At 43.6% G+C, this 20,840-nt stretch carries 20 protein-coding genes and 1 tRNA gene; 13 read left to right on the top strand and 8 right to left on the bottom strand.

The genetic code is table 11. The features are described 5' to 3' along the window. The first annotated feature begins 326 nt into the window (after positions 1-326). Complete coding sequence (locus P5683_RS14515; RefSeq protein WP_006626137.1) at positions 327-2,771, top strand: CHAT domain-containing protein; 2,445 nt, start codon at positions 327-329, stop codon at positions 2,769-2,771. 19 nt (positions 2,772-2,790) lie between these two features. Here the strand turns inward: P5683_RS14515 and P5683_RS14510 are convergent. Both P5683_RS14510 and P5683_RS14505 read right to left on the bottom strand, forming a co-directional pair. Then, positions 2,791-2,862: transfer RNA gene (locus P5683_RS14510), tRNA-Gly, on the bottom strand. Between the two features lie 201 nt (positions 2,863-3,063). Beyond that, positions 3,064-4,566, bottom strand: coding sequence for a mechanosensitive ion channel family protein (locus P5683_RS14505; RefSeq protein ID WP_235720204.1), 1,503 nt, complete (start codon positions 4,564-4,566; stop codon positions 3,064-3,066). 299 nt (positions 4,567-4,865) lie between these two features. On the opposite strand from P5683_RS14505, the gene P5683_RS14500 reads away from it, so the two are divergent. The 4 genes from P5683_RS14500 (at position 4,866) to P5683_RS14485 (ending at position 8,473) form a co-directional block, all read left to right on the top strand. Then, on the top strand, positions 4,866-5,510 hold the full coding sequence (locus P5683_RS14500; protein WP_035760232.1) for a histidine phosphatase family protein: 645 nt from the start codon (positions 4,866-4,868) through the stop codon (positions 5,508-5,510). Between the two features lie 40 nt (positions 5,511-5,550). Further along, the gene (locus P5683_RS14495) at positions 5,551-6,315 is read left to right on the top strand and encodes a YebC/PmpR family DNA-binding transcriptional regulator (protein ID WP_006626134.1); all 765 of its coding nucleotides are present in this window, start codon (positions 5,551-5,553) and stop codon (positions 6,313-6,315) included. Between the two features lie 55 nt (positions 6,316-6,370). Then, positions 6,371-7,381 carry an aspartyl protease family protein gene (locus tag P5683_RS14490; RefSeq protein ID WP_006626133.1) on the top strand — a complete coding sequence of 337 codons (1,011 nt, stop codon included), beginning with the start codon at positions 6,371-6,373 and terminating at the stop codon, positions 7,379-7,381. Between the two features lie 219 nt (positions 7,382-7,600). After that, entirely contained in the window at positions 7,601-8,473 is an 873-nt protein-coding gene (locus tag P5683_RS14485) for an S-methyl-5'-thioadenosine phosphorylase (RefSeq protein ID WP_006626132.1), read from the top strand. Between the two features lie 70 nt (positions 8,474-8,543). On the opposite strand, the gene P5683_RS14480 is transcribed toward P5683_RS14485, so the two are convergent. Together P5683_RS14480 and P5683_RS14475 are read right to left on the bottom strand one after the other, a co-directional pair. Then, positions 8,544-9,119: a Uma2 family endonuclease gene (locus P5683_RS14480; protein WP_315645487.1), complete on the bottom strand. Its 576-nt coding sequence runs from the start codon at positions 9,117-9,119 to the stop codon at positions 8,544-8,546. A gap of 30 nt (positions 9,120-9,149) precedes the next feature. Then, positions 9,150-9,725, bottom strand: coding sequence for a Uma2 family endonuclease (locus P5683_RS14475; protein WP_008050269.1), 576 nt, complete (start codon positions 9,723-9,725; stop codon positions 9,150-9,152). 189 nt (positions 9,726-9,914) lie between these two features. Here P5683_RS14475 and P5683_RS14470 point away from each other — a divergent pair, with 189 nt between their 5' ends. Further along, complete coding sequence (locus P5683_RS14470; RefSeq protein ID WP_315641909.1) at positions 9,915-11,378, top strand: serine/threonine-protein kinase; 1,464 nt, start codon at positions 9,915-9,917, stop codon at positions 11,376-11,378. 70 nt (positions 11,379-11,448) lie between these two features. Here P5683_RS14470 and msrA read toward each other — a convergent pair whose 3' ends face one another. Together msrA and rsmI are read right to left on the bottom strand one after the other, a co-directional pair. After that, entirely contained in the window at positions 11,449-12,108 is a 660-nt protein-coding gene (gene msrA, locus P5683_RS14465) for a peptide-methionine (S)-S-oxide reductase MsrA (RefSeq protein WP_315640290.1), read from the bottom strand. A 44-nt stretch (positions 12,109-12,152) separates the two neighbouring features. Beyond that, entirely contained in the window at positions 12,153-13,001 is an 849-nt protein-coding gene (gene rsmI / locus P5683_RS14460; RefSeq protein WP_006669257.1) for a 16S rRNA (cytidine(1402)-2'-O)-methyltransferase, read from the bottom strand. 167 nt (positions 13,002-13,168) lie between these two features. Between rsmI and P5683_RS14455 the strand changes: the two genes are divergently transcribed. Continuing rightward, a complete protein-coding gene (locus P5683_RS14455) occupies positions 13,169-13,723 on the top strand; it encodes a DUF1269 domain-containing protein (RefSeq protein WP_006626126.1) in 555 nt (184 codons plus the stop codon). Between the two features lie 173 nt (positions 13,724-13,896). After that, positions 13,897-14,742, top strand: a complete 846-nt coding sequence (locus P5683_RS14450) for an SPFH domain-containing protein (protein ID WP_006626125.1) — start codon at positions 13,897-13,899, stop codon at positions 14,740-14,742. A gap of 19 nt (positions 14,743-14,761) precedes the next feature. Here the strand turns inward: P5683_RS14450 and P5683_RS14445 are convergent, their stop codons facing one another. After that, positions 14,762-15,184 (bottom strand): hypothetical protein, encoded by a 423-nt coding sequence (locus P5683_RS14445; RefSeq protein WP_006626124.1) that lies wholly within the window; start codon positions 15,182-15,184, stop codon positions 14,762-14,764. Between the two features lie 129 nt (positions 15,185-15,313). On the opposite strand from P5683_RS14445, the gene P5683_RS14440 reads away from it, so the two are divergent. The 4 genes from P5683_RS14440 (at position 15,314) to P5683_RS14425 (ending at position 19,679) form a co-directional block, all read left to right on the top strand. After that, positions 15,314-17,140 carry a S8 family peptidase gene (locus tag P5683_RS14440; protein WP_006669256.1) on the top strand — a complete coding sequence of 609 codons (1,827 nt, stop codon included), beginning with the start codon at positions 15,314-15,316 and terminating at the stop codon, positions 17,138-17,140. Positions 17,141-17,239: 99 nt separating this feature from the next. Beyond that, positions 17,240-17,461, top strand: coding sequence for a hypothetical protein (locus tag P5683_RS14435; RefSeq protein ID WP_006626122.1), 222 nt, complete (start codon positions 17,240-17,242; stop codon positions 17,459-17,461). Positions 17,462-17,488: 27 nt separating this feature from the next. Continuing rightward, positions 17,489-18,571 (top strand): PotD/PotF family extracellular solute-binding protein, encoded by a 1,083-nt coding sequence (locus P5683_RS14430; RefSeq protein WP_006626121.1) that lies wholly within the window; start codon positions 17,489-17,491, stop codon positions 18,569-18,571. A gap of 10 nt (positions 18,572-18,581) precedes the next feature. Next, a complete protein-coding gene (locus P5683_RS14425) occupies positions 18,582-19,679 on the top strand; it encodes an ABC transporter ATP-binding protein (protein WP_006669255.1) in 1,098 nt (365 codons plus the stop codon). Here the strand turns inward: P5683_RS14425 and P5683_RS14420 are convergent. Next, entirely contained in the window at positions 19,676-20,344 is a 669-nt protein-coding gene (locus P5683_RS14420) for a rhomboid family intramembrane serine protease (protein WP_006626118.1), read from the bottom strand. The genes P5683_RS14425 and P5683_RS14420 overlap by 4 nt on opposite strands. A 248-nt stretch (positions 20,345-20,592) precedes the next feature. Between P5683_RS14420 and P5683_RS14415 the strand changes: the two genes are divergently transcribed. Next, positions 20,593-20,760 (top strand): hypothetical protein, encoded by a 168-nt coding sequence (locus P5683_RS14415; RefSeq protein ID WP_193520197.1) that lies wholly within the window; start codon positions 20,593-20,595, stop codon positions 20,758-20,760. Positions 20,761-20,840 lie beyond the last annotated feature (80 nt).

The following is a 20,840-nucleotide window of genomic DNA, read 5'->3' as shown; positions in this document are numbered from 1 at the left end:
AAAATAAACATCAATATCCGGCTATGTCCGGTTTTGTTTAAGTTTTATAGAGCAGAATTGATAAACGATCGCTCACTGCCAGATCACTGCTATATGGTCACTGCGACTATATATTGCGACTATATATATGGAGAGGCAGATCTTGGTTGGAGGGGTGATAGGTGTTCAATTCGAGAAATTCGGGAGCAAATCGTTAGTTGTTGAAGTCATTACTAAGTAGGCGATGACTGACTAATCCCCGGATCCCCGTTGTAAAATGGAGGGGATATATATTTAAGTGAAGTTAAAAACGCTCTCGAACTGACCTAACTCTGAGACGGAGACCAATGACCCAGGAGTTTCTGATTTCTGTTACCCCAGTGGGGGATGATGAATATTTGGTACGGACGGAAAGAACACCGAAAGTGCCATCCGGTGTCCCGTTGGCGGAAGAACAGGTGAAGTGGCCAGTGGAAGAATGGCTACAATATACGCGTTATTTAATGAAAGATCCTCTATTGGAAGTGCTGGAGGGTTCATCATTAGCTATGCGGGGAGATGCTAAGGGCGGGATAGTTTTGGCAAATGGGTCGCGGTCTTTGAGTTTAGTAGAACTGGGTCAAGAACTTTATAACAGTCTCTTCCAGGGGAGGCTGCGGGACAGTTGGGCCAGCGCCCAAGCGATCGCCTGTAATCGACAAAAACCTTTACAGCTGCGCTTAGGTTTGAAAGGAAAACGGCTCAATAGCCTACCCTGGGAAGTCCTCCACGAAGGGGGAAGACCACTGGCTACGGGATGTGATGTCTTTTTTTCTCGCTACCAACCAGAAAGCCGACTACGTCTACCCAGACATTCTGGGAAACCTAACCAACCTTTAAGAATTTTAATGGCGATCGCCGCCCCCAATGACCTAAATAGTTTACAACTCAAACAAGAGGCCCTACATCTGAAAGAGGAACTACAGCCGGAATTGAGTGATAATGGAGGATACCATAGTGCCATTGAGATTACGATATTAGAACAGCCTGATCGTCAGAAAATCACCCAAGCCTTAGAACAGGGTCAATATCAGATATTTCATTATGCTGGACACAGCAGCTATACCTCGACGGGTGGCGCTTTATATTTGGTCAACGGTCGTACAGGATTAAGTGAAACTATCAGTGGGGATGATTTAGCGGGACTGCTGGTAAATAATGGGGTACTTCTAGCGGTATTAAACTCCTGTAGAGGTGCTTATAATAATCCCCTGGCGGATGCTAATGATACAGCAGAACTTAACCTGGCAGAAGCATTAGTGCGGCGAGGAGTTCCCGGGGTGTTGGCGATGGCTGAACGCATTCCTGATGAGGTAGCTTTGACGCTAACGCGCCTGTTGTACCGCCAACTCAATCAAGGATTACCAATAGATTTAAGTTTAAGTCGGGCTAGACAGGGGCTAATTTCTGCCTATGGTTCCAATCAAATATATTGGGCATTACCTGTATTGTACTTACACCATGAGTTTGATGGCATCTTAACACCAAATCCTAGGGCTGATTCAGGTAACTACCGGGAGGATATAAAAGGGAGTAGTCCAGATCTGTCTGAGGCTAACTATACAAACCTTTGGGAATTAGCAGACACTGAGGACTTGCTGGATGATGAGAGTTTTGATGAGACTTTAGACTTAGAAGCGAATGGGGAAGATTTGGGATTTATTGGGGATACTCTCCAACAACTTATGACACCTGGAATAGTTGGTGTTAATCATCAAAATAGTGGTTCTGGTTCCCAGAGACTGCCCCAAAGCTATGATGGAGACCCAAGGGATGATCAAAGGCGGGTTCAGGAGTCTGATAGTCCCAGAGGTGCCCAACGCCAGCTCAGTGGTGTGTTAGGACTGCTGCTGGTGATGATTTTATTACCGATCAGTTTCGGGGTGTGGATTTTCCGCGATCGCATTAATGATATGTTGGGCTATCCTTTAAGGGTTAATCAAACAATCAGCAATAATATCAATTCTTCAGAAAGGTTAGCAACAGCTTTGGAAGATGCTACGACTGACAAAGTTTCAGGAATTGCGATCGAACAGTTTGATCGGGCTAATTTGGAAGCAGGGGTGCAGGCTACGGAAGAGTTATTAAATCGTGGGGCGCTAGCTGAAGCTCGTGCAGCTTTGTCTGCAGTTCCGTTTCGGTATGAAGACGAACCTGCTATCAATTTTTTACAGGGACGTTTAGCCTGGCAATCTATTGAGAGGGGTAGTGCTAATTATAGTCTGGATGATGTGCGCCGATTTTGGGTGAGAGCAGTTGATGGGGAGCCAAATTCCCGGGAATATAACACAGCGTTAGGATTTGCTTACTATAGGTCGGGTGATTTACGACGGGCTTATCAAACTTGGTATCGTAGTTTGGAGTTAGCAGAGCCGATTTTCAGCTGGGAGGGAAGTTCTTTTAACGATCAATTAGCATCAGTGAATAAGGGAACATGGGCTTTGACTGGGGGGGATGTTCGCACTAAGGAGACAGACGTGGGCGAAGACAGGGATAGCTTAGATCATGTGGATGGTTCAACGCTGGAGAATATGGATGTGTTAAATGCCTATGCAGGTTTGGGATTGGTATTAATGAAATCGGCTGAGTCCCTAACTGCTGATCAACAGGCGATAGAGTGGAGTAAGGCGCGTAAATTTAGAGATAAGGTGCTTTCAGAAGCACCGGAAGCGTTTAAACCTCATGCCCTAGGGTCCAAATGGCTGTGGTCAACAGACACGATACGAGACTGGGAACTACTGCTACGGATGTAGTTCGGTTATGGTGTTTGAAAGCGGGTAACGCGATTCGAACGCGCGACATTCACCTTGGCAAGGTGACGCTCTACCACTGAGCTATACCCGCATTTGAATTGACTCTAACTATACTGTCATAAAAATTTGAGTTTGTCAAGATTGTTTGGGAAAAAATTTGAGGAATCTTCAAGGGACTAGAAGGGACTAAGGATGAGACCCGGTGGCTGAGTCTGGTGGTCTGGTGGTTGGGAATGGGAACATATATACATCAACTCCTGGTGGGGGGTGATCTGAAGGGGATTTGATATGACTATTGGTTTTTGGTCCCTAGGATTTTTTTGATAAATGCTTCCAACTCTGGGGATAACTCGAGGGGAACCTGACCTCGAATATGTAGATCCCGCTGAGGAAAGGGAATTTCAATATGGCGTTGTCGGAAGAACGCGTCAATTTGATAGTATAAATCGCTTTTAATGATAACTTGGCGGTTGGGATAGCGAGTCCAAACCCGCAGTTCAAAATTTAGGGAGCTGTCGCCAAAACCTTTAAATAAAACTTGGGGGGAAGGAATGGTTAATACATCAGAATTTGCTTGGGCGACATCTAGGAGGCTTTTTCGCACCAATTCTACATCGGAACCGTAAGCGACCCTAAGGGGAAGTCGTAAACCGGAGAGGGAGTTATCATGATCCCAGTTAATTAATTCGGATTCTAAAAATCGGGAGTTAGGAACAATAATAGACACTCTATCTAAGGTTTTAATGACGGTACTACGAGCGCCGACCCTTTCAACGGTTCCTTGATATTCTCCGACTTCAATAAAGTCTCCAATTTGAATTGGTCGCTCGAATAATAAGACTAAACCACTACCGAAGTTTTTGGCGATATCCTGGAAGCCAAAACCAATCCCGACACCGAATGCACTAGCTAGGATGGTGAGAGAACTAAGGTTTAAACCCCAAACTTGGAGGAGAACAATAGTACCAATAGAGATTAAGGAATATTTAACTATTACGGCGATGACTTCCTGAGCGCCTCGACCAATTCCGGTGGCTTCTAAAATACGCGATCGCAGAACATCAGCCAATAATTTTGCGCCCAAAACTAATGCCCATAATAGGAGTAATAAAACCAACAGATCAGGGATGGAGTAAGATTTATTGTCTAGGTTAATAATATCGGAAGTCAAGGTAGCCAGGAGAGTTCCCCGAATTTGATAACTCCATTGTCTAGTTATGGGGAATTGATTGGCTATATAAATAATAATAGCCAGCCATAAGCCGAATCTGACACTACCGAGAGTCAAGTTAATAAATATTTCGAGACTATGATGATACTTTTTTTGGTCTTCTGGGGATAATTGAGATTGGGGCAAAAAAGATGATAAAATTGAGCGGAAATAATATTTCCAAATTTTGCCTAAAATCCAATGAATAAATATGGCTAATAATAAAATTGTTAATGAACGTAATAAGGCGCTTCTCATAAACTCGCTAGTGCGCTCTCTTTGACCGCGATTAATAGCCAACTGAATTTGACGTTGCCAGATTTGTGCTTGTTCGAGAACATGATTACCCGCGTCGGTATCTCGTTCGGTAACAGTCAATAAATATCCATCATTTAGCCAAAGAGTTGGTAAAATATCATTAGTCCTAAGTGTGACTTCTATGGGGATAGGTGAACGAGCAGCTTCTAGAATTTTGGATTCAATGAGATTAGCCCGAAACTGCGCCGGATATCCTTCAGCATTACTAACTTTGAGTATGAGTCGCCCATCGAGGATGACGGGAGCGGTTTGAGAGTCTAAATTCATACCAAACCTATCTTGGCTATGGGCTGGATGTGCGGAAAAAATAGCGAGTAATACCGCGATTATGAAACCGATAAAGAAAGCTAATGTATAAGTGGCTTTACGAGTGAAAGAGCGATGTAGCACGGCTGTTATAGGATTTTTATTAAACTAGGTAGGAATAGGGAAACCCTGTAGTAAATATTAGCGCTAATTTTCAAATCCGGTGGCTAGTTTACGATCGCCACTAAGTTGGCTAAGGTTGTCAGGTGGCCGAAAATCGGTATGATAGGGTAAGTTTTTTTGACATTACTACCCTAATCATGACTCAAACCGTTTGGATCGCTAGACACGGAAACCGGATTGATTTTGTCAATCCTGAATGGTTTAATACCGCAGAACGTCGTTATGACCCTCATCTGTCCCCGGACGGCTTGGTTCAGGCTAAACAATTAGCTAGACGACTGGTGGGGGAAGGAATCACCCAAATTTTCTCATCGCCATTTCTGCGGACGGTTCAAACTACGGAGGCGTGCGCCAAAACCCTAGACCTACCTATCAAATTAGATTGGGGACTGGGAGAATGGCTAAATCCTGAATGGATGAAGGAAAGCCCGGAAATTCTCCCGCTGGAAACTCTGAGGGCTAAATTTCCGCGCATTGATACCACTTACCCCATGGGAACACCGAAGTATCCAGAAACTTGGGAGGAATGTTTGATGCGTACTAAAGAGGTGGTACAGCGTCTGATGGCGGCTTATCCAGATGATAACTTATTATTAATAGGACATGGTGCGTCAGTTTTAGGGACCGCAATGGGGCTAATTCCTACCCTACAGGAAACGGATATTCATGCGAGTTTATGCTGTTTGGTTAAATTAGTGCATAAACAAGGAGAATGGGTGATGGAACTTAATGGGGATACTTCCCATCTTAGTGACACTGAAGAGGAGATCCGTTTTCATTAATACTGAGTTTTTTGAGATTTGCAAAAATTGTTGATTAGGTATGGCTGGACACAGTAAATGGGCGAATATTAAACGCCAGAAAGCTAGGGTTGATGCGGTTAAAGGTAAGGTTTTTACGAAAATTTCTCGGGAAATTATTGTGGCGGCGCGACAAGGTGCTGATCCGGGGGGAAATTTTCAGTTAAGAACAGCTATTGAGAAGGCGAAAGCGGCAGGTATTCCTAATGAAAATATCGAAAGGGCGATCGCTAAAGGCTCCGGGACTTTTTCGGAGGGGTCGCAGTTGGAGTCTATCCGATATGAGGGTTATGGTATCGGTGGCGTGGCGGTTTTAATTGAGGGATTAACGGATAACCGGAACCGGACGGCGGCGGATCTGCGATCGGCTTTTACTAAGAATGGGGGAAACCTGGGGGAAACGGGTTGTGTGAGTTGGATGTTTGAACAAAAGGGGGTTGTAACTTTGGCGGGTCCTATTGATGAGGAGAAGTTGTTAGAGGCTTCTGTGGAAGGGGAGGCTGAGTCCTACGAGTTGACTCCTGTTGATGATACTGATGGGGTGGAAGTGTTTACAGTGGTGGAAAATTTGGAACATTTGAATCAGGTTTTAGATGATTTTGGGTTTCGGGTGGTGGAAGCCGAATTGCGTTGGATTCCTAGCAATATTGTGGAGATTGATGATGTGGAAAAAGCCCGATCGCTCATGAAGTTAATGAATGCTTTGGATGATTTGGATGATGTGCAAAATGTGACGGCTAATTTTGAGATGTCTGATAGTTGCTATGAGATGCTTTATGGTGCTTAATCGGCAATAATTAAGTAAGAATAAGTTGCTAAAAAAAGGTTGGGTGAGATGGTAAATGGGTAAATTATGGGATGGTTTGGGGGTAATATGTATAGTGGGTTTAACTACTGCTACTGTGGCGGTGGGGGCGGTGGGGGCGGTGTTCCCGTCGTTAAAATCTGGGTGGGATTTAAGGGCGATCGTCCAGTTGGAAGGGCTGAATTTACCCCGTCCTCAAACTACGGGAGAAAGCCAGGTTTCTCTGCATCCGATTGAGGGTAGTCAGGTGTTTGCGGTTGATGTGGAAATCGGGGAAAGTAGGGGGGGCTTTTTGTTTGATACGGGCGCTTCTACTACTATGGTGGGAAGTCCCTTAGTCGCCGATTTGGGATTGGTGGGAGAGGAAATTTCAGGCGATCGCGTTAAGTCAGCAGTAGCGGGTGATGATTGTCCAGAGATGGATGCAACTTTACATCGTCTTCCTACTCTGAAAATGGGGGAAGCACAGGTGATGGATTTACAGGTTTTGGAATTTGCTAATAAGACAATTCCTGATGGCTTATCTGGGGTGTTGGGAATGGATGTTTTGGCGGAATTTGATCTGATCGTAAATCCTGAAACTAGACAGCTTCAGCTTTTGTCACCCTCTCCTCTTCCCCCACATTTATCGGCGACGGCGATACCTTTAAAAAGTCGTTTGGGGGTCATGTTAGCAGAGGTGGCGATCGCTGATCGGGGGTCGTTTACTTTTATGTTGGATACCGGGGCTGATACTATCTTTATTTCCGAAGATTTAGCCGATCGCTTGGAAATCGATCCAGCATCCCGTAGTCCTGTCCAGGTTTTGGGATTTTGTGGGTTAGAGGCGGCGACCCTATCAACCCTCACCACGGTGGAATTAGGAACCCATAAACTGACCAATTTAGAAGCCGTTATTTTGTCCTCTCCCTCCGTTTTGGATATGTTAGAAGTTGATGGAATTTTGGGACAAACTTTTTTTAACAATTATCAACAATATTGGCGGTTTGATAGGCGATCGACATCATCAGAATGGGGCGGTAGTTTACTATTAAATCCCTATAGATAGGTTAAATCAAGCTGCTATAGCCATGGTTTTAATGATTTTCTAATCACCGAGAGAGACTAATAGTATTATATCGCAAGTTGGTGTAATCAGCAAACCTCTGATTATTAATTGTTAAGAGTTGGTGGCGATAGGACTCCCCCAAAATTGGCAAGTTTCAGATAATCTTAAACAAGTTCCGCTACAATATCTTGAGTAATATCATCAATAGGGAATGCAATTATGACCCAGGCGAAAATTGGCATTATTGGCGGCAGTGGTCTTTATCAAATGGAAGCCCTCACCGACTTAGAAGAAGTCCTAGTTGAGACACCCTTTGGGTCTCCCTCTGATCTGGTTATTTTAGGAACCTTAGAAGGGATGAGGGTAGCTTTTCTGGCGCGTCATGGACGAGATCATAAACTTCTTCCCAGTGAGTTACCTTATCGGGCGAATATTTACGCCATGAAAAGTTTGGGAGTCGAATATATTATTTCCGCCTCCGCTGTCGGTTCTCTGAAAGCTGAGGTTAAGCCTTTAGATATGGTAATTCCTGACCAATTTATTGACAGGACAAAAAACAGAATTTCGACTTTTTTTGGGGATGGAATTGTCGCCCATATTGGTTTTGGTCATCCGGTTTGTAACCAGTTGGCTGCTGTTGTCGGTGATGCGATATCCGCTTTGAATTTCCCAGAAGTAACCCTACACAGAGGCGGAACTTATATTTGTATGGAAGGACCCGCTTTTTCCACCCAAGCTGAGTCTAATTTGTATCGAAGTTGGGGGGGGACTGTAATTGGTATGACTAATTTAACAGAAGCCAAACTCGCACGGGAAGCTGAAATAGCCTATGCTACATTAGCCTTAGTAACTGACTATGATTGTTGGCATCCCGACCATGATCATGTAACCGTTGATTTAGTGATTGATAACCTCAAGCATAATGCAGTTAATGCCCAAAAAGTAATTCAGGAAACCGTTAAACGACTCTCTCAAAATATGCCAGAGTCCGAGGCACATTCTGCCTTAAAATATGCCATTCTTACTCCTTTAGCAAAAGTACCACAACCTCGAAAACAACAGCTTCAGTTACTGTTGAAAAAGTATCTTTAAGTTATCCTGAGTAGCTTGGGGCTAAATTATTAACAGGTTTTTAGCCCCGCCAGGACTTACCTATGGTTAATTAAGAACCGGGATTAAACACTTGAGATGCTGTTAAATCAAGCTGTCTAAATTGGGGTGATATGATTAAATTATCTCCCGCAAAAACTCCGATTTCTGTGTAGCCAGTTTCGGTGATTTCTAAAACTAGGATGGTTTGAGTTTGGGGGTCAACTATCCAATATTCGGGAATGGATAAATCTTGATATTGTATTCTTTTGGCTACATAGTCTCTGTCTCTTTGTAACTCTCCAGGACTCACGACTTCTATGGCTAATAAAGGTGGTAACATCGACAGGCGAATGGTATTACGTTGGGAGAGTTGCTCAATATGTTCTGGTCGAATAATGGTTAAATCTGGATAACGATTTTTGGGTTCACCTCTCACTTCTAATTCTAATCCTTGACCTCGGACGCGACGATAGCCGACAATAGCAGCAAATTGAATTAGTAAAAATGTGGCTATTTCAATATTTAAACCTGATTCTGGAGGCATTTCTATGAGTTCTCCGTTGAATAATTCATAGAGTTTTTCGGAAGCATCATGATAAGATAAATATTCATCAAAACTTTGAAATCTGGGTTTGGCTTCTAGCATAAGATGAACTCCTTTAACTAATAGGGTTAATTAAGAACCGGGATTAAACACTTGATATGCTGTTAAATCAAGCTGTCTAAATTGGGGTGATATGATTAAATTATCTCCCGCAAAAACTCCGATTTCTGTGTAGCCAGTTTCGGTGATTTCTAAAACTAGGATGGTTTGAGTTTGGGGGTCAACTATCCAATATTCGGGAATGGATAAATCTTGATATTGTATTCTTTTGGCTACATAGTCTCTGTCTCTTTGTAACTCTCCAGGACTCACGACTTCTATGGCTAATAAAGGTGGTAACATCGACAGGCGAATGGTATTACGTTGGGAGAGTTGCTCAATATGTTCTGGTCTAATAATGGTTAAATCTGGATAACGATTTTTGGGTTCGCCTCTCACTTCTAATTCTAATCCTTGACCTCGGACTCTATCTGTTCCTATCATCAAAGCAAAAACCAAAAACAGACGATTAGCAATTTGTATATTTAAACCTGATTCTGGGGGCATTTCTATCAGTTTTCCGTTAAATAATTCATAGAGTTTTTCGGAAGTATCATGATAAGATAAATATTCGTCAAAACTTTGAAATCTGGGTTTGGCTTGTAGCATGATATGAACTCCTTTGTATTTGTAGTGGTAAGCATGAATGGTTAAGAAGGATTTTACTATAATTTCGCCCTAGGATAATTATAACAGGTCAAATGCTGTAGTTTACTTGATGATACTAGATTTGGGAAGCACAAATATCTACATTTATGGCAGAATAGTTATAGCACCCTGTTTGAAGATTATGTATCAATGTTATCAACTGAGACTATTCTAGCCGATCGCTTTCAACTCCGGGAATCCCTAAACAGTAACCCAGTCCGCCAAACCTGGTTAGGGCGAGATCTCCAAAGGCGCGATCGCGTGGTAATTAAACTATTAGCCATGGGAAATGGTATGCAATGGGATGATGTGAAACTCCTAGAAAGGGAAGCAGAAGTTCTCCAACGACTCGACCATCCTCGTCTAGTGCGTTACCGGGATTATTTCTCGGTTGATGACCAGAATTTATGGTTTGGTTTAGTCACAGAATATTTACCCGGTGTTTCCCTGAAGCAAAAACTAGAATCTGGATACACTTTTAGTCGTCCAGAAGTTTTGTGGATCGCGACAGAAGTTTTAGAAATTCTCAGTTATTTACATCAATTTGCGCCGCCAATTTTGCACCGAGACATTAAACCAAGTAACTTAATTTGGGGTGAAGATAACCGCATATATTTAATTGATTTTGGTTCGGTACAGATTCAATTTCCCACCCCTGGCGCGACTTTTACGGTGGTGGGAACTTTAGGTTATACACCCATTGAACAATTTGGCGGTCAGTCAACGACGGCTTCTGACCTTTATGCGTTAGGGATGACGTTAGTACATTTATTAACAGGTTGTCCTCCGGCTGATTTTCCCCAAGAAAGTTTTAGGGTAAAATTTCGCGATCGCATTCCCCCCAAAACAGATATCCGTTTAATCACCTGGTTAGAATGTCTGACAGAACCCCTACCAGAAAACCGTTTTCCTAGTGCTGATGACGCATTATTAGAGTTACAAAAACTCAATTTTCGGGCATTAATTGCACCCGCCACAGAGTCAAATATCAACTTATCCCAAACTGATGATAAATTGACAATTCAAATTCCCTGTCGGTTTTCCCTGCAATTTATTCGCCCTATGCGCCACACAGCTAAATGGTTAGTAGCCACGACTAAGGAAAAGTTAAATAATCTGAATATTCTAGTTAAGTCGGGGGTATTTGTATCGATAATCATCACTTTAATAATCTTGGAAAAGCTACCGATACCCACCGGAAAAATCGCCCTATTTTTATTAGAGGTGATCGCGGCACTGCCATTAATTGGGTTAATTTTAGCTATGCCGGTCAGTCTGATATTTCTAGTAGCTATCCTGACATCTGGGGAAAAATATTTCGAGAGAATTAGCCTAAACTTTGATAGTAGCACCTATGAAATATGCTGGCATTCCTCGGCTTTCACTCGCCGCCAGAGGGGGAAACTTTCTTATATCCAAGAAATTAATCCTTTATGTCTACAGGATAGCGAAGGCAATTTTCACCACAGCTTAGAAATTGTGACTCAAGAACCGTTATTTTTGGTATTTTCTCGCCGTCGCACCTACCGTATCGGACAGCAACTACAGGAAGCAGAAGTTAAGCATATTCAACAGGAAATCAGCCATTGGATAGGCAATCAAAATCATGGATAATTGAGGGAGGCAAATAAATAGTGCGTCAGACTGATGTTTGAGTCGGACGCACCGTAGGAAATTCAGGGGATTAAACGGAAGTTTCGGTCATAGTGGGACATCCCACACCAGTGCCACCTAAACCACAATAACCATTGGGATTTTTGCCTAGGTATTGCTGATGATAGGCTTCAGCATAATAGAATTCCTGGGCGGGAGCAATTTCTGTGGTAATCTCACCGTAACTCGCGGCGGAGAGTGCTTGTTGATAGCGATCGCGAGAAGCCAAAGCTAGGCGTTGTTGTTCGTCTGAATAGGTATAAATAGCGGATCGATATTGAGTTCCGGTATCATTACCCTGGCGCATTCCCTGGGTGGGGTTATGGCTTTCCCAGAAGAGTTTGAGTAAATCAGTATAACTGATAACTTTGGGGTCAAATACCACCAATACCACTTCTGTATGACCAGTCATACCGCTGCAAACCTCTTCATAGGTGGGATTTTTGGTATATCCTCCCGCATAGCCTACAGCGGTGCTAAACACGCCCTGCTGTTGCCAGAATTTCCGTTCAGCGCCCCAAAAGCAGCCCAAACCAAAAACGGCTTGTTCCATGCCTTCGGGAAAAGGGGGTTTAAGGGGGTTCCCATTGATATAGTGGCGATCAGGAACTGACATGACTCGATCGCGTCCAGGAAGGGCTTCTTCTGGCTTAGGGAGAGATTTTTTCTTGCCGAATCCGAATAGTACCATGATATTTTGTGGATTTTGTCTTAACGTTACTTTACATTTTAGTGTTATTGGTCAGCAAGGGTAAGGGCGAGTTGATAAATTTGGCGACGGGACAGTGATAAATTTTCGGCTAACTGGCGACTGGCTTGCGATCGCGACAGTCCCTGCTGTAGTAACTGTTGTAATTGCGCGAGGATATCTTCCTCTGACAGGGTGGGGGTTGTGGGTGTAACTGGTGCGATCGCAATAGTTAATTCTCCTCGGACTTCCCTGTTTTGGTAATATTCCGCCGCCCCCCTCAGGCTACCGCGCCAAAATTCCTCATGGAGTTTGGTTAATTCCCGCGCGATCACCACACCATGATCGTCGCCCAAAATATCGATTAAATCACTCAAAGTCTGTCGCAGTCGGTGGGGAGACTCATATAAAATCATCGTCCGACACTGGGAACGCAAGGCTTCTAGGCGTTTTTGGCGGTCTTTACCTTTGGCGGGTAAAAAGCCTTCAAACACAAAGCGATCGGTTGGTAGTCCCGACCCACTCAGTGCGGTTAAACAGGCGCTAACACCAGGAATGGGAACTACAGGAACACCAGCTTCGATACAGGCTTGTACCAACTCGGTACCGGGGTCAGAAATTCCCGGCATTCCCGCATCAGTTACTATAGCGATCGCACTTCCACCATTAAGGCGATCGATTAATTCAGGAAGCCGACGGCTTTGGTTATGTTGATGGTAGCTAATTTGGGGCGTTTCAATCTGAAAGTGATGTAGTAATTTCCCCGTGTGGCGGGTATCTTCCGCCGCAATGAGATCCACGGATTTTAAAGTCTGCAAAGCCCGAAATGTTATATCATCTAGGTTCCCTATGGGAGTACCAACAATATATAGGGTTCCCATTTGTAGATGTGTCATTGAACGTTATCGTTATTTGGGGAGTCCGTTAGAGATATTTGGCGGGCAGGTCAAACAGGCCCTGATGACCACTTACTCTCCTTGGCTGAAACTATTGTACTGTGATTGTCTCCATTGTGCTAGAGTTGGTCATATTTTAGTTAACTCTTCTACAGGAGCCAAATCACATGACCTCAATCGAAACCCCTACAACTCTAATTGTTGCTGCATATAATGACAAAAATCAAGCCAAGGAAGTTCTGAAAGTCCTTAAAGATATGCAGCGCGCTGGCATTATTTTGATTGTTAATGCGGCGGTCATGGTCAAGAATGAAAAAGGCAAAGTTTCCATTAGTGAAACCGGAGACACTGGCCCGCGTGGGGGTGCAATTATGGGGGGTATCACCGCTGGATTAATTGCTTTATTTAATCCCATTGGTGCTTTAGGCGTAATTGCTATGACTGCTGGCGGTGCGGGTGTTGGGGCTTTAGTTACCCACTTTATTGATTTGGGTTTCCCCCAAGAAGACCTCAAGGATTTATCGGAGTCTTTAACCCCTGGTAGTTCTGCTTTAATTGCTTTGGTAGAACAAACTTGGGTAGAAAAGGTATGTGAGGAATTGGCGAAATTTGAGGGAAAACTTTATCGCCGTGCTATTAAAGAAGATATTGCGGCTCAGTTAACAGAAACAGCTAAAACTGTTGAGGTGGAACCGGAAACCGAGTCGGAGTCAAATCAGTAAATTATCCATCTCACTCACCAGAGACTTGAGAAGTTACCTAAAAGTTAACAGTAAATATGGTAAATGTTAAGTGGATATATTTACTGTTAGCCAAAATTGTGCTATAATCAATGGCAGGGTGTGACTGGATAGGTTAAACTAACTTTAAAATTATCAGATAAATGTGAGGTTCTATGGCTCAGTATATCCTCGCGCTATTGATTTCGTTAGGCATTGGATTTGGGGTAAATTCCTCAATTAGAATTATCAGTGATGGAGACGAAGCATTAGTGGCTCGGTTAGGGAAATATAACCGAACTCTGAAGCCTGGCTTACAGTTTGTGATCCCGGTGATTGAAAAAATAGTACACTATGATACTTTGCGGGAGAGGCTGTTAGATATTCCCAAACAAGAGGCAATTACTAAAGATAATGTTCCCCTAACCATTGATGCTTTAGTGTTTTGGAAAATCCAAGATATGCGAAAATCCTTCTATGACATTCAGGGAGTAGAAGATGCGATCGCTAATTTAGTAACTACCACTTTGCGGGCGGAAGTGGGATTAAGAAATATGGAGGATATGTTTTCCTCTATTAATGAAATTAATACCGCACTGCTGCATAGCCTAGCCGAAAAAACGGTAAATTGGGGAGTGCAAGTAGTACGGGTTGATTTACAAAGCATTGAACCTCCGGCTAAGGTGAAATTAGCCATGGAGGCTCAAAGGGCTGCCGAGAGTCAAAAAAAGGCTGATATCAGTATAGCAGAAGGTAAAGCCGCATCAATTAAAGTCTTAGCAGAAGTGCTGAACCTAGATCCAAACAGTCGAGAATTTTTACAGTTTTTAATTGCTAAACAGTTCGTAGACGCTAATCAACAAATTAGCATGAGTGAGAATGCCAAAGTAATATTTATGGACCCGTCCCAATTAACGGAAGCCCTCACCGGACTAATAGACCAGGATATGTCAAGAGTTGAGTCCCAGGCGGCTATGAGAGCAAAACTATTCTCTAAGGGAAATAGTCAGCCGAAAGAATAGTAATCATGAAGCCGGGAAATTAGGCGTTAATTTTCTGCCAAGTGTCCTGCAAATATTGGCACCACTGGGCGGCGAGGGAAAGTTGCGTAAAGGGAACACGGATCGGGTCAGGTTCATCTTGCAGGATAAATTCTAACTCGACGGATTTTCCTTTTTGGGGGAGTTGATCGAGGCTGACAGATTTATGATCCACCAATAGCCATATTGACTGAACATCCCGGAGAGAAAAAGTTTGTAAGTTAACGGGACCGTGGCGAGTGGGTTTACCCCAGGTCAGTTGGTCGCCACTGTGACCTAAGACCGCATAGATATCATATTTGGCTTGATCAAATTTTTCGGCCCACGGCTTATAGGCTTCTAACTTCTGATATTCATTCCACCCAGACCAGGCGAGTCCAATAAACACAGCCAGCAGGGGAAGCCACAGTAATCCTCGTTCCATAATTTATCTGATTTGAGCGTTTAATACGAATTTAGAATCTTCGAGATACAATAGAGTCACCAATTTGATGATTTGTCTGGTCGGTAACTGACCGTTGGACGAATTAGCCGTTAACTATGGCAAAAACCCATGAAAAGATTTCTACTACTTTGCCTATTCCTGCTTGGGTTGGGCTGGGCGGTGTCTAACTTCACTGGCTTGGCTACCCAAGGCACATTCGATTCGATTGTACTAGATTTTCGGGAAGATTTGACTCAAACGGAAATAGCCGATCGCATTAGAACGATCGCCGATCAGTATCAAGTAGTTCCTCAGTTAAACAGTAAATTCTCAAAGGACGATAACATTTATGTGGTTCGTGGCGATCGCGATCTACTCAGATCCCTAAGAAAATCTTTCCGCCAAGACACAGAAGCGATCGAACCTAACTTTATTTACAGCATTGACACTCAACCCATGAATGTGGGGGCGATTATTTGGGGTGACTCCAACAACTTTCCCAACGACCCCCTCTACGGTAAACAGTGGAATTTACGCAGCATCAATGTAGAGGAAGCCTGGAAAGAAACCCAAGGAGAAGGGGTGACCGTCGCGGTCATTGATACCGGAGTCAGTCGGGTTCCCGATTTAAAAGATACCGAATTTGTCCCCGGTTATGACTTTGTGAATAACCGCCGGGAAGCCTCCGATGATAACGGACATGGAACCCATGTAGCCGGAACTATTGCCCAATCCACCAACAATGGCTATGGGGTGGCAGGTATTGCCCACCGCGCCAAAATCATGCCCTTAAAAGTCCTCTCAGCCGGTGGTGGTGGCACAATTTCCGACATTGCAGAGGCGATTAGATTTGCGGCTGACAATGGCGCTGATGTCATTAACATGAGTCTCGGTGGTGGCGGCGAAACTCAATTGATGAAAGATGCGATCGACTACGCCTATAACAAGGGTGTAGTAATTATTGCAGCCGCTGGTAACTCTGGAGAAAATGCCGCAGCTTATCCCGCCCGTTATCCCAGAGTGGTCGCAGTTTCTGCCCTCGACTCTACCGGAAACAAAACCCCCTACTCTAATTTTGGCGCAGGTGTGGATATTTCTGCCCCCGGCGGCTTGACCCAAGGCGGCAATGAAGATGGAGGCATTCTCCAGGAAACCATTAACCCCGACACAGGCGGCTCAACCTTTGCCGCTTTTCAGGGGACCAGTATGGCTTCCCCCCATGTGGCTGGAGTGGCGGCTTTAATTCGCGCCACCGGGGTTGATAGCCCTGATGAAATTGTAGCCATTCTCAAAGAGTCCTCCCGTCAAGTGGCGGAAGACCCCTTTAATCATTTTGGCGCTGGTCATTTGGACGCTGCTAGTGCTGTACAAGTGGCGCTGCGGGGACAAATTTCCTTCCGTGACTTTTTCCGCTGGCTGCGGGAAAGTGGTTATCTGAGTCCGCGTTTCTGGATTGATGGCGGTGCGGTGGCTTTATTGCCCAAAATTGCCATGGTTTTGGGGTCCTATTTATTGGCTTGGTTCCTCCGCAATTATTTCCCCTTCCGCTGGGGTTGGTCTATGGCTGGCGGTTTGATAGCCGGAAGCAGTGGTCTATTTTTATTGCGGGGTCTGTATATCTTTGATTTGCCTCAATGGCCGATGCGGGTTATGGGTAGTTCTTTACCTGAACTTGGCGGCGCAATTCAGGGTAGCAGTATCTTGAATCCTGTGTTTGCTAGTGTATTGATTCCGGCGGTTTTGGTGGTACTATTCCTCGGTCATCCAGAATGGAAGTGGCTGGCGATCGGTACTACTATTGGCGTGGCTAGTTTTTTGGTGATCAGTGCCTTTATTTCCCCAGCCGTTTGGGGTCTGGGAAGTGGTGCGATCGCCCGTGGTTTCTTGGTGATTAACGCCCTATTATGTATCGGTTTGGCGAGTTTAGCCTTGAAGTCGGAAACGACGATCGCTTAACTATTAGCACCTTGACTTCTATTTCCCCTCTGCTATGTCGGTGGAGGGGAATTATTCGGAATCTATCAAGTTTTTGACATCATTGGAGGGTGACTCAATATGACTATCACTGTTGAAGGTGTTGTGGAAAAAAAAGGTTTTGGGACGGGGACTTGGGCGCTGGTTAGTGCTGAACAAACCTATGAGTTGAAGGATGCACCCCCGGAGTTACAGCAGTCGGGGAAAAAGGCGATCGTTCAGGGGATTATTCGCGAAGATGTGATGACTCTGGCGATGATTGGTCCGGTTTTACAGGTGGAGTCTTTTCAGACGCTATCTTAGGGTTAATTTAGGAGAGATGACTAGAAAATGAAGCGACTGTTAACGTTAATATTACTGTTTGTATTGGGTGTGATTTTGCCTTGGGGTTGTGCGGCTACCAGTCCTGATGGGTCTCTGACTGGGACAGGTTCACAGAATGTTCTCAATATCTATAACTGGTCAAGTTATATTGACCCACAGGCGATCGCTCAATTTGAACGAGAATATAACGTTAAAATTAACTATGATACCTACGATAGTGGGGAAAGTATGTATGCCAAACTACAAGCCGGCAATCCGGGTTATGATGTGGTATTTTCCCCCGATTATATGGTAAAAATTATGGTTAATCAGGGAATGTTACAACCTCTCGATTTGGCGAGGATTCCTAATATTATCCATCTCGACCCACAGTTTGCTAACCCTCCCTATGACCCCGGAAATCAATATAGTATTCCCTATCAGTGGGTGACTTTGGGAATAGGTTATAACATTGATAGAGTCGGGGAAAATATTAACAGTTGGTCTCAATTATTTGACCCTAATTTTGCCTCCAGGGTTTCCCTATTAGATGATATGCGACACACCATGGGAGCGGTATTAATTTATTTGGGTTATGATCCTAATACTACTAATCAAAATGAAATTTTTGCCGCTAGGGATTTCTTAATTCAAAATAGTTCTCATATCACCGCCTTTGTTCCTGATACTGGTCAAAATCTCCTTAATCAAGGTGAGGTTGATATGACTATGGAATACAGCGGCGATATCTTTCAAGTAATGCAAGAAAATCCTAGGTTGCGTTATGCAATTCCTCAAGAAGGCACAATTATTGGTATGGATAATATGGTCATTCCTACAGGCGCACCTAACCCGGATCTGGCTTTGAAATTCATTAATTTTATCATGGAACCGGAAATTAGTGCCCAAATCTCCAATTTTATTAACTATGGTTCCCCTAATAAAACGGCGATCGCTGAAAAGTTGATTAAACCAGAAAATTTGGCAAATCCTGGTATTTATCCCCCCCCCGAAGTTTTTGCGAAACTCAGATATTTGGAAGATGTCGGAGAAGCTACCATCTTTTATGATCAAGCCTGGACAGAGGTTAAGTTGGGTGTAGGGTCTTAATTTAGCTACTATGAATCATGCGGTTGAACTCGTCAATGTTTCTAAGACCTTTCGGGGGAGTAAGCATCGAGATTTTTTAGCAGTCAATGACTTAAATTTACAGATTCGAGATGGGGAGTTTTTCTCCCTCCTCGGACCTTCTGGCTGTGGGAAAACTACCACATTAAGAATGATTGCTGGGTTTGAATTACCTACCACCGGAGAAGTTTATATTCACGGTCAAGCTATGGGTAAGCGACCTCCCTTTCACCGTCCGGTTAATACTGTATTCCAACATTATGCTTTGTTTCCTCATTTGACTGTCGCCCAAAATATCGCCTTTGGACTGGAGATGGAAAATTTACCCTCTGCGGAAATTAGCGATCGCCTCTCTCAGGTGTTGGAGTTAGTCAAATTAACCGAAATGCGCGATCGCTATCCTCGTCAGCTATCCGGGGGACAGCAGCAGCGCGTCGCCTTAGCTAGGTCTCTAGTTAAACAGCCAGAGGTTTTATTATTTGACGAACCTTTAGGCGCTTTAGACATGAAATTGCGGAAACAAATGCAACTGGAACTTAAACAAATGCAGCAACGTATCGGAATTACTTTTATTTATGTTACCCACGACCAAGAAGAAGCCCTAACTATGTCCGATCGCATTGCTATTATGAACCAGGGAGAGATTCAACAGGTCGGAACTCCTATCGAAATTTACGAGTATCCAAAAACTAGATTTGTCGCTGATTTTATTGGGGAGAGTAACTTCCTCACCGGACGGGTTATACAAATTAATAATGAACAGCAAACCGTGTTAGTTGATGAATCTCTACCTATTCAAATTGCCGCCGAACATAGTCTTTCTGTTGGACAAATTGTAACATTAGTAATTAGACCCGAAAAAATTACTCTATATCCAGCCAAGTCTGTTCATATTCCCAGTTGGTCTGGACTCTTGGAAGAAAGGGTTTATATTGGTACTGATACCCGCTACAAAGTTAAACTATCCCCCAACTGTTATGTTATGGTCAGAGTCCAAAATTGGCATCGAGATGACCTCCAAAGATACCAGCCAGGTCAACAGGTTGAAGTGTTTGTATCTCCTGAAAGTATTGGGGTTCTGGAATCTTAGTTATTTGCACCTCCTCTTGAGGAAAATAACCCCAGTATCGGCGCAAGAATTATACCAAAAATAAACCCTCCCGCATGAGCCCAATAAGCTACCCCCCCGACTTCTTCTCCCGTAGCTGTATCTATATTAGCAGTAGAAGTCCCGGCAATAAATTGGAATGCAAACCATAAAATTAGGAAGAAATAAGCCGGAAGCCTCATGGGAATAAACGGGAAAAATGGGAATATTACTAATAATTTTGCCCGGGGAAAGCGAATTAAATAGGCTCCTAAAACTCCGGCGATCGCTCCACTTGCTCCCAACAATGGTATGATAGAATCAGGGGAGGAAAACCCTTGAATCAACGCCGCTGCTATTCCGCATAGTATATAGAAAATCAAAAACTTGAAATGACCTAAACAATCTTCAATATTGTTGCCAAAAATACTCAGAAACAACATATTTCCCACAATGTGACCAATACCACCGTGCATAAATTGCGAGGTAATTAGAGTCAACCAAGCTGGAAAAGTAAATGTTGCTGCTGGTATATCAGATGGACAACTTTGGGCGAGTTGACAGGGTATAAATGCACCAGTATAGATAATTTTTTCTACTTGTTCAGGCTCGGAAACAATCACCAGAAATTGTAGTGCAAAAACTATCAGATTGATAATAATTAACACCTTGGTTACCCAAGGGTTAATCTGAGTTGGGTTATCATCATGAATGGGAATCAGGGGAGAGTACCTCTTAATTGATATACATTACATCTGCGATTATACCATTTTTGATATATGACCCGGACTCTATCCCCAGGGGTATAATTAACCCATAATGGACATATCACCACTTAGCCTCCCCTAACCCTTATCTGGTAGGAGTTACAGCTAAGTTGGTATCTGATGCGATCGGCACAATTTCAGTGGGAAAGATGCAAGTTTTCGCTAAAATGCAACCGATCGCATTTTTTTTTGACAATTTGGGGAGCAAAAACTATCCTAGTGTAGTCAATAGACTTGGGATTCTACAATTTGTAGAATGGAATATACTATGGCTGTCGGTCAAAGCGATCGGCGGCTTTTCTCAAGTTAGAGGGTAAAGAGGATTTGAGTAAGTCATGATACTATTATACGAACAGCACTGGAGCATGAAAACCTTGTCTCAAGAGAGCAAGGATGA

This window comes from Limnospira sp. PMC 1279.21 (genome assembly GCF_032349615.1).
Classification (GTDB): Bacteria; Cyanobacteriota; Cyanobacteriia; order Cyanobacteriales; family Microcoleaceae; genus Limnospira; species Limnospira fusiformis.
The sequence above is the reverse complement of the archived record's forward strand: the minus strand, read 5'-3'. Positions and strand labels throughout refer to the sequence as shown.

What these genes read in the sequence shown, in the direction of transcription:
- P5683_RS14515 (WP_006626137.1), top strand. Translation starts at nt 327, where the DNA reads ATGACCCAGGAGTTTCTGATTTCTGTTACCCCAGTGGGGGATGATGAA.
- P5683_RS14505 (WP_235720204.1), bottom strand. Translation starts at nt 4,566, where the DNA reads ATGAATTTAGACTCTCAAACCGCTCCCGTCATCCTCGATGGGCGACTC.
- P5683_RS14500 (WP_035760232.1), top strand. Translation starts at nt 4,866, where the DNA reads ATGACTCAAACCGTTTGGATCGCTAGACACGGAAACCGGATTGATTTT.
- P5683_RS14495 (WP_006626134.1), top strand. Translation starts at nt 5,551, where the DNA reads ATGGCTGGACACAGTAAATGGGCGAATATTAAACGCCAGAAAGCTAGG.
- P5683_RS14490 (WP_006626133.1), top strand. Translation starts at nt 6,371, where the DNA reads ATGGGTAAATTATGGGATGGTTTGGGGGTAATATGTATAGTGGGTTTA.
- P5683_RS14485 (WP_006626132.1), top strand. Translation starts at nt 7,601, where the DNA reads ATGACCCAGGCGAAAATTGGCATTATTGGCGGCAGTGGTCTTTATCAA.
- P5683_RS14480 (WP_315645487.1), bottom strand. Translation starts at nt 9,119, where the DNA reads ATGCTAGAAGCCAAACCCAGATTTCAAAGTTTTGATGAATATTTATCT.
- P5683_RS14475 (WP_008050269.1), bottom strand. Translation starts at nt 9,725, where the DNA reads ATGCTACAAGCCAAACCCAGATTTCAAAGTTTTGACGAATATTTATCT.
- P5683_RS14470 (WP_315641909.1), top strand. Translation starts at nt 9,915, where the DNA reads ATGTTATCAACTGAGACTATTCTAGCCGATCGCTTTCAACTCCGGGAA.
- msrA (WP_315640290.1), bottom strand. Translation starts at nt 12,108, where the DNA reads ATGGTACTATTCGGATTCGGCAAGAAAAAATCTCTCCCTAAGCCAGAA.
- rsmI (WP_006669257.1), bottom strand. Translation starts at nt 13,001, where the DNA reads ATGACACATCTACAAATGGGAACCCTATATATTGTTGGTACTCCCATA.
- P5683_RS14455 (WP_006626126.1), top strand. Translation starts at nt 13,169, where the DNA reads ATGACCTCAATCGAAACCCCTACAACTCTAATTGTTGCTGCATATAAT.
- P5683_RS14450 (WP_006626125.1), top strand. Translation starts at nt 13,897, where the DNA reads ATGGCTCAGTATATCCTCGCGCTATTGATTTCGTTAGGCATTGGATTT.
- P5683_RS14445 (WP_006626124.1), bottom strand. Translation starts at nt 15,184, where the DNA reads ATGGAACGAGGATTACTGTGGCTTCCCCTGCTGGCTGTGTTTATTGGA.
- P5683_RS14440 (WP_006669256.1), top strand. Translation starts at nt 15,314, where the DNA reads ATGAAAAGATTTCTACTACTTTGCCTATTCCTGCTTGGGTTGGGCTGG.
- P5683_RS14435 (WP_006626122.1), top strand. Translation starts at nt 17,240, where the DNA reads ATGACTATCACTGTTGAAGGTGTTGTGGAAAAAAAAGGTTTTGGGACG.
- P5683_RS14430 (WP_006626121.1), top strand. Translation starts at nt 17,489, where the DNA reads ATGAAGCGACTGTTAACGTTAATATTACTGTTTGTATTGGGTGTGATT.
- P5683_RS14425 (WP_006669255.1), top strand. Translation starts at nt 18,582, where the DNA reads ATGAATCATGCGGTTGAACTCGTCAATGTTTCTAAGACCTTTCGGGGG.
- P5683_RS14415 (WP_193520197.1), top strand. Translation starts at nt 20,593, where the DNA reads ATGCAAGTTTTCGCTAAAATGCAACCGATCGCATTTTTTTTTGACAAT.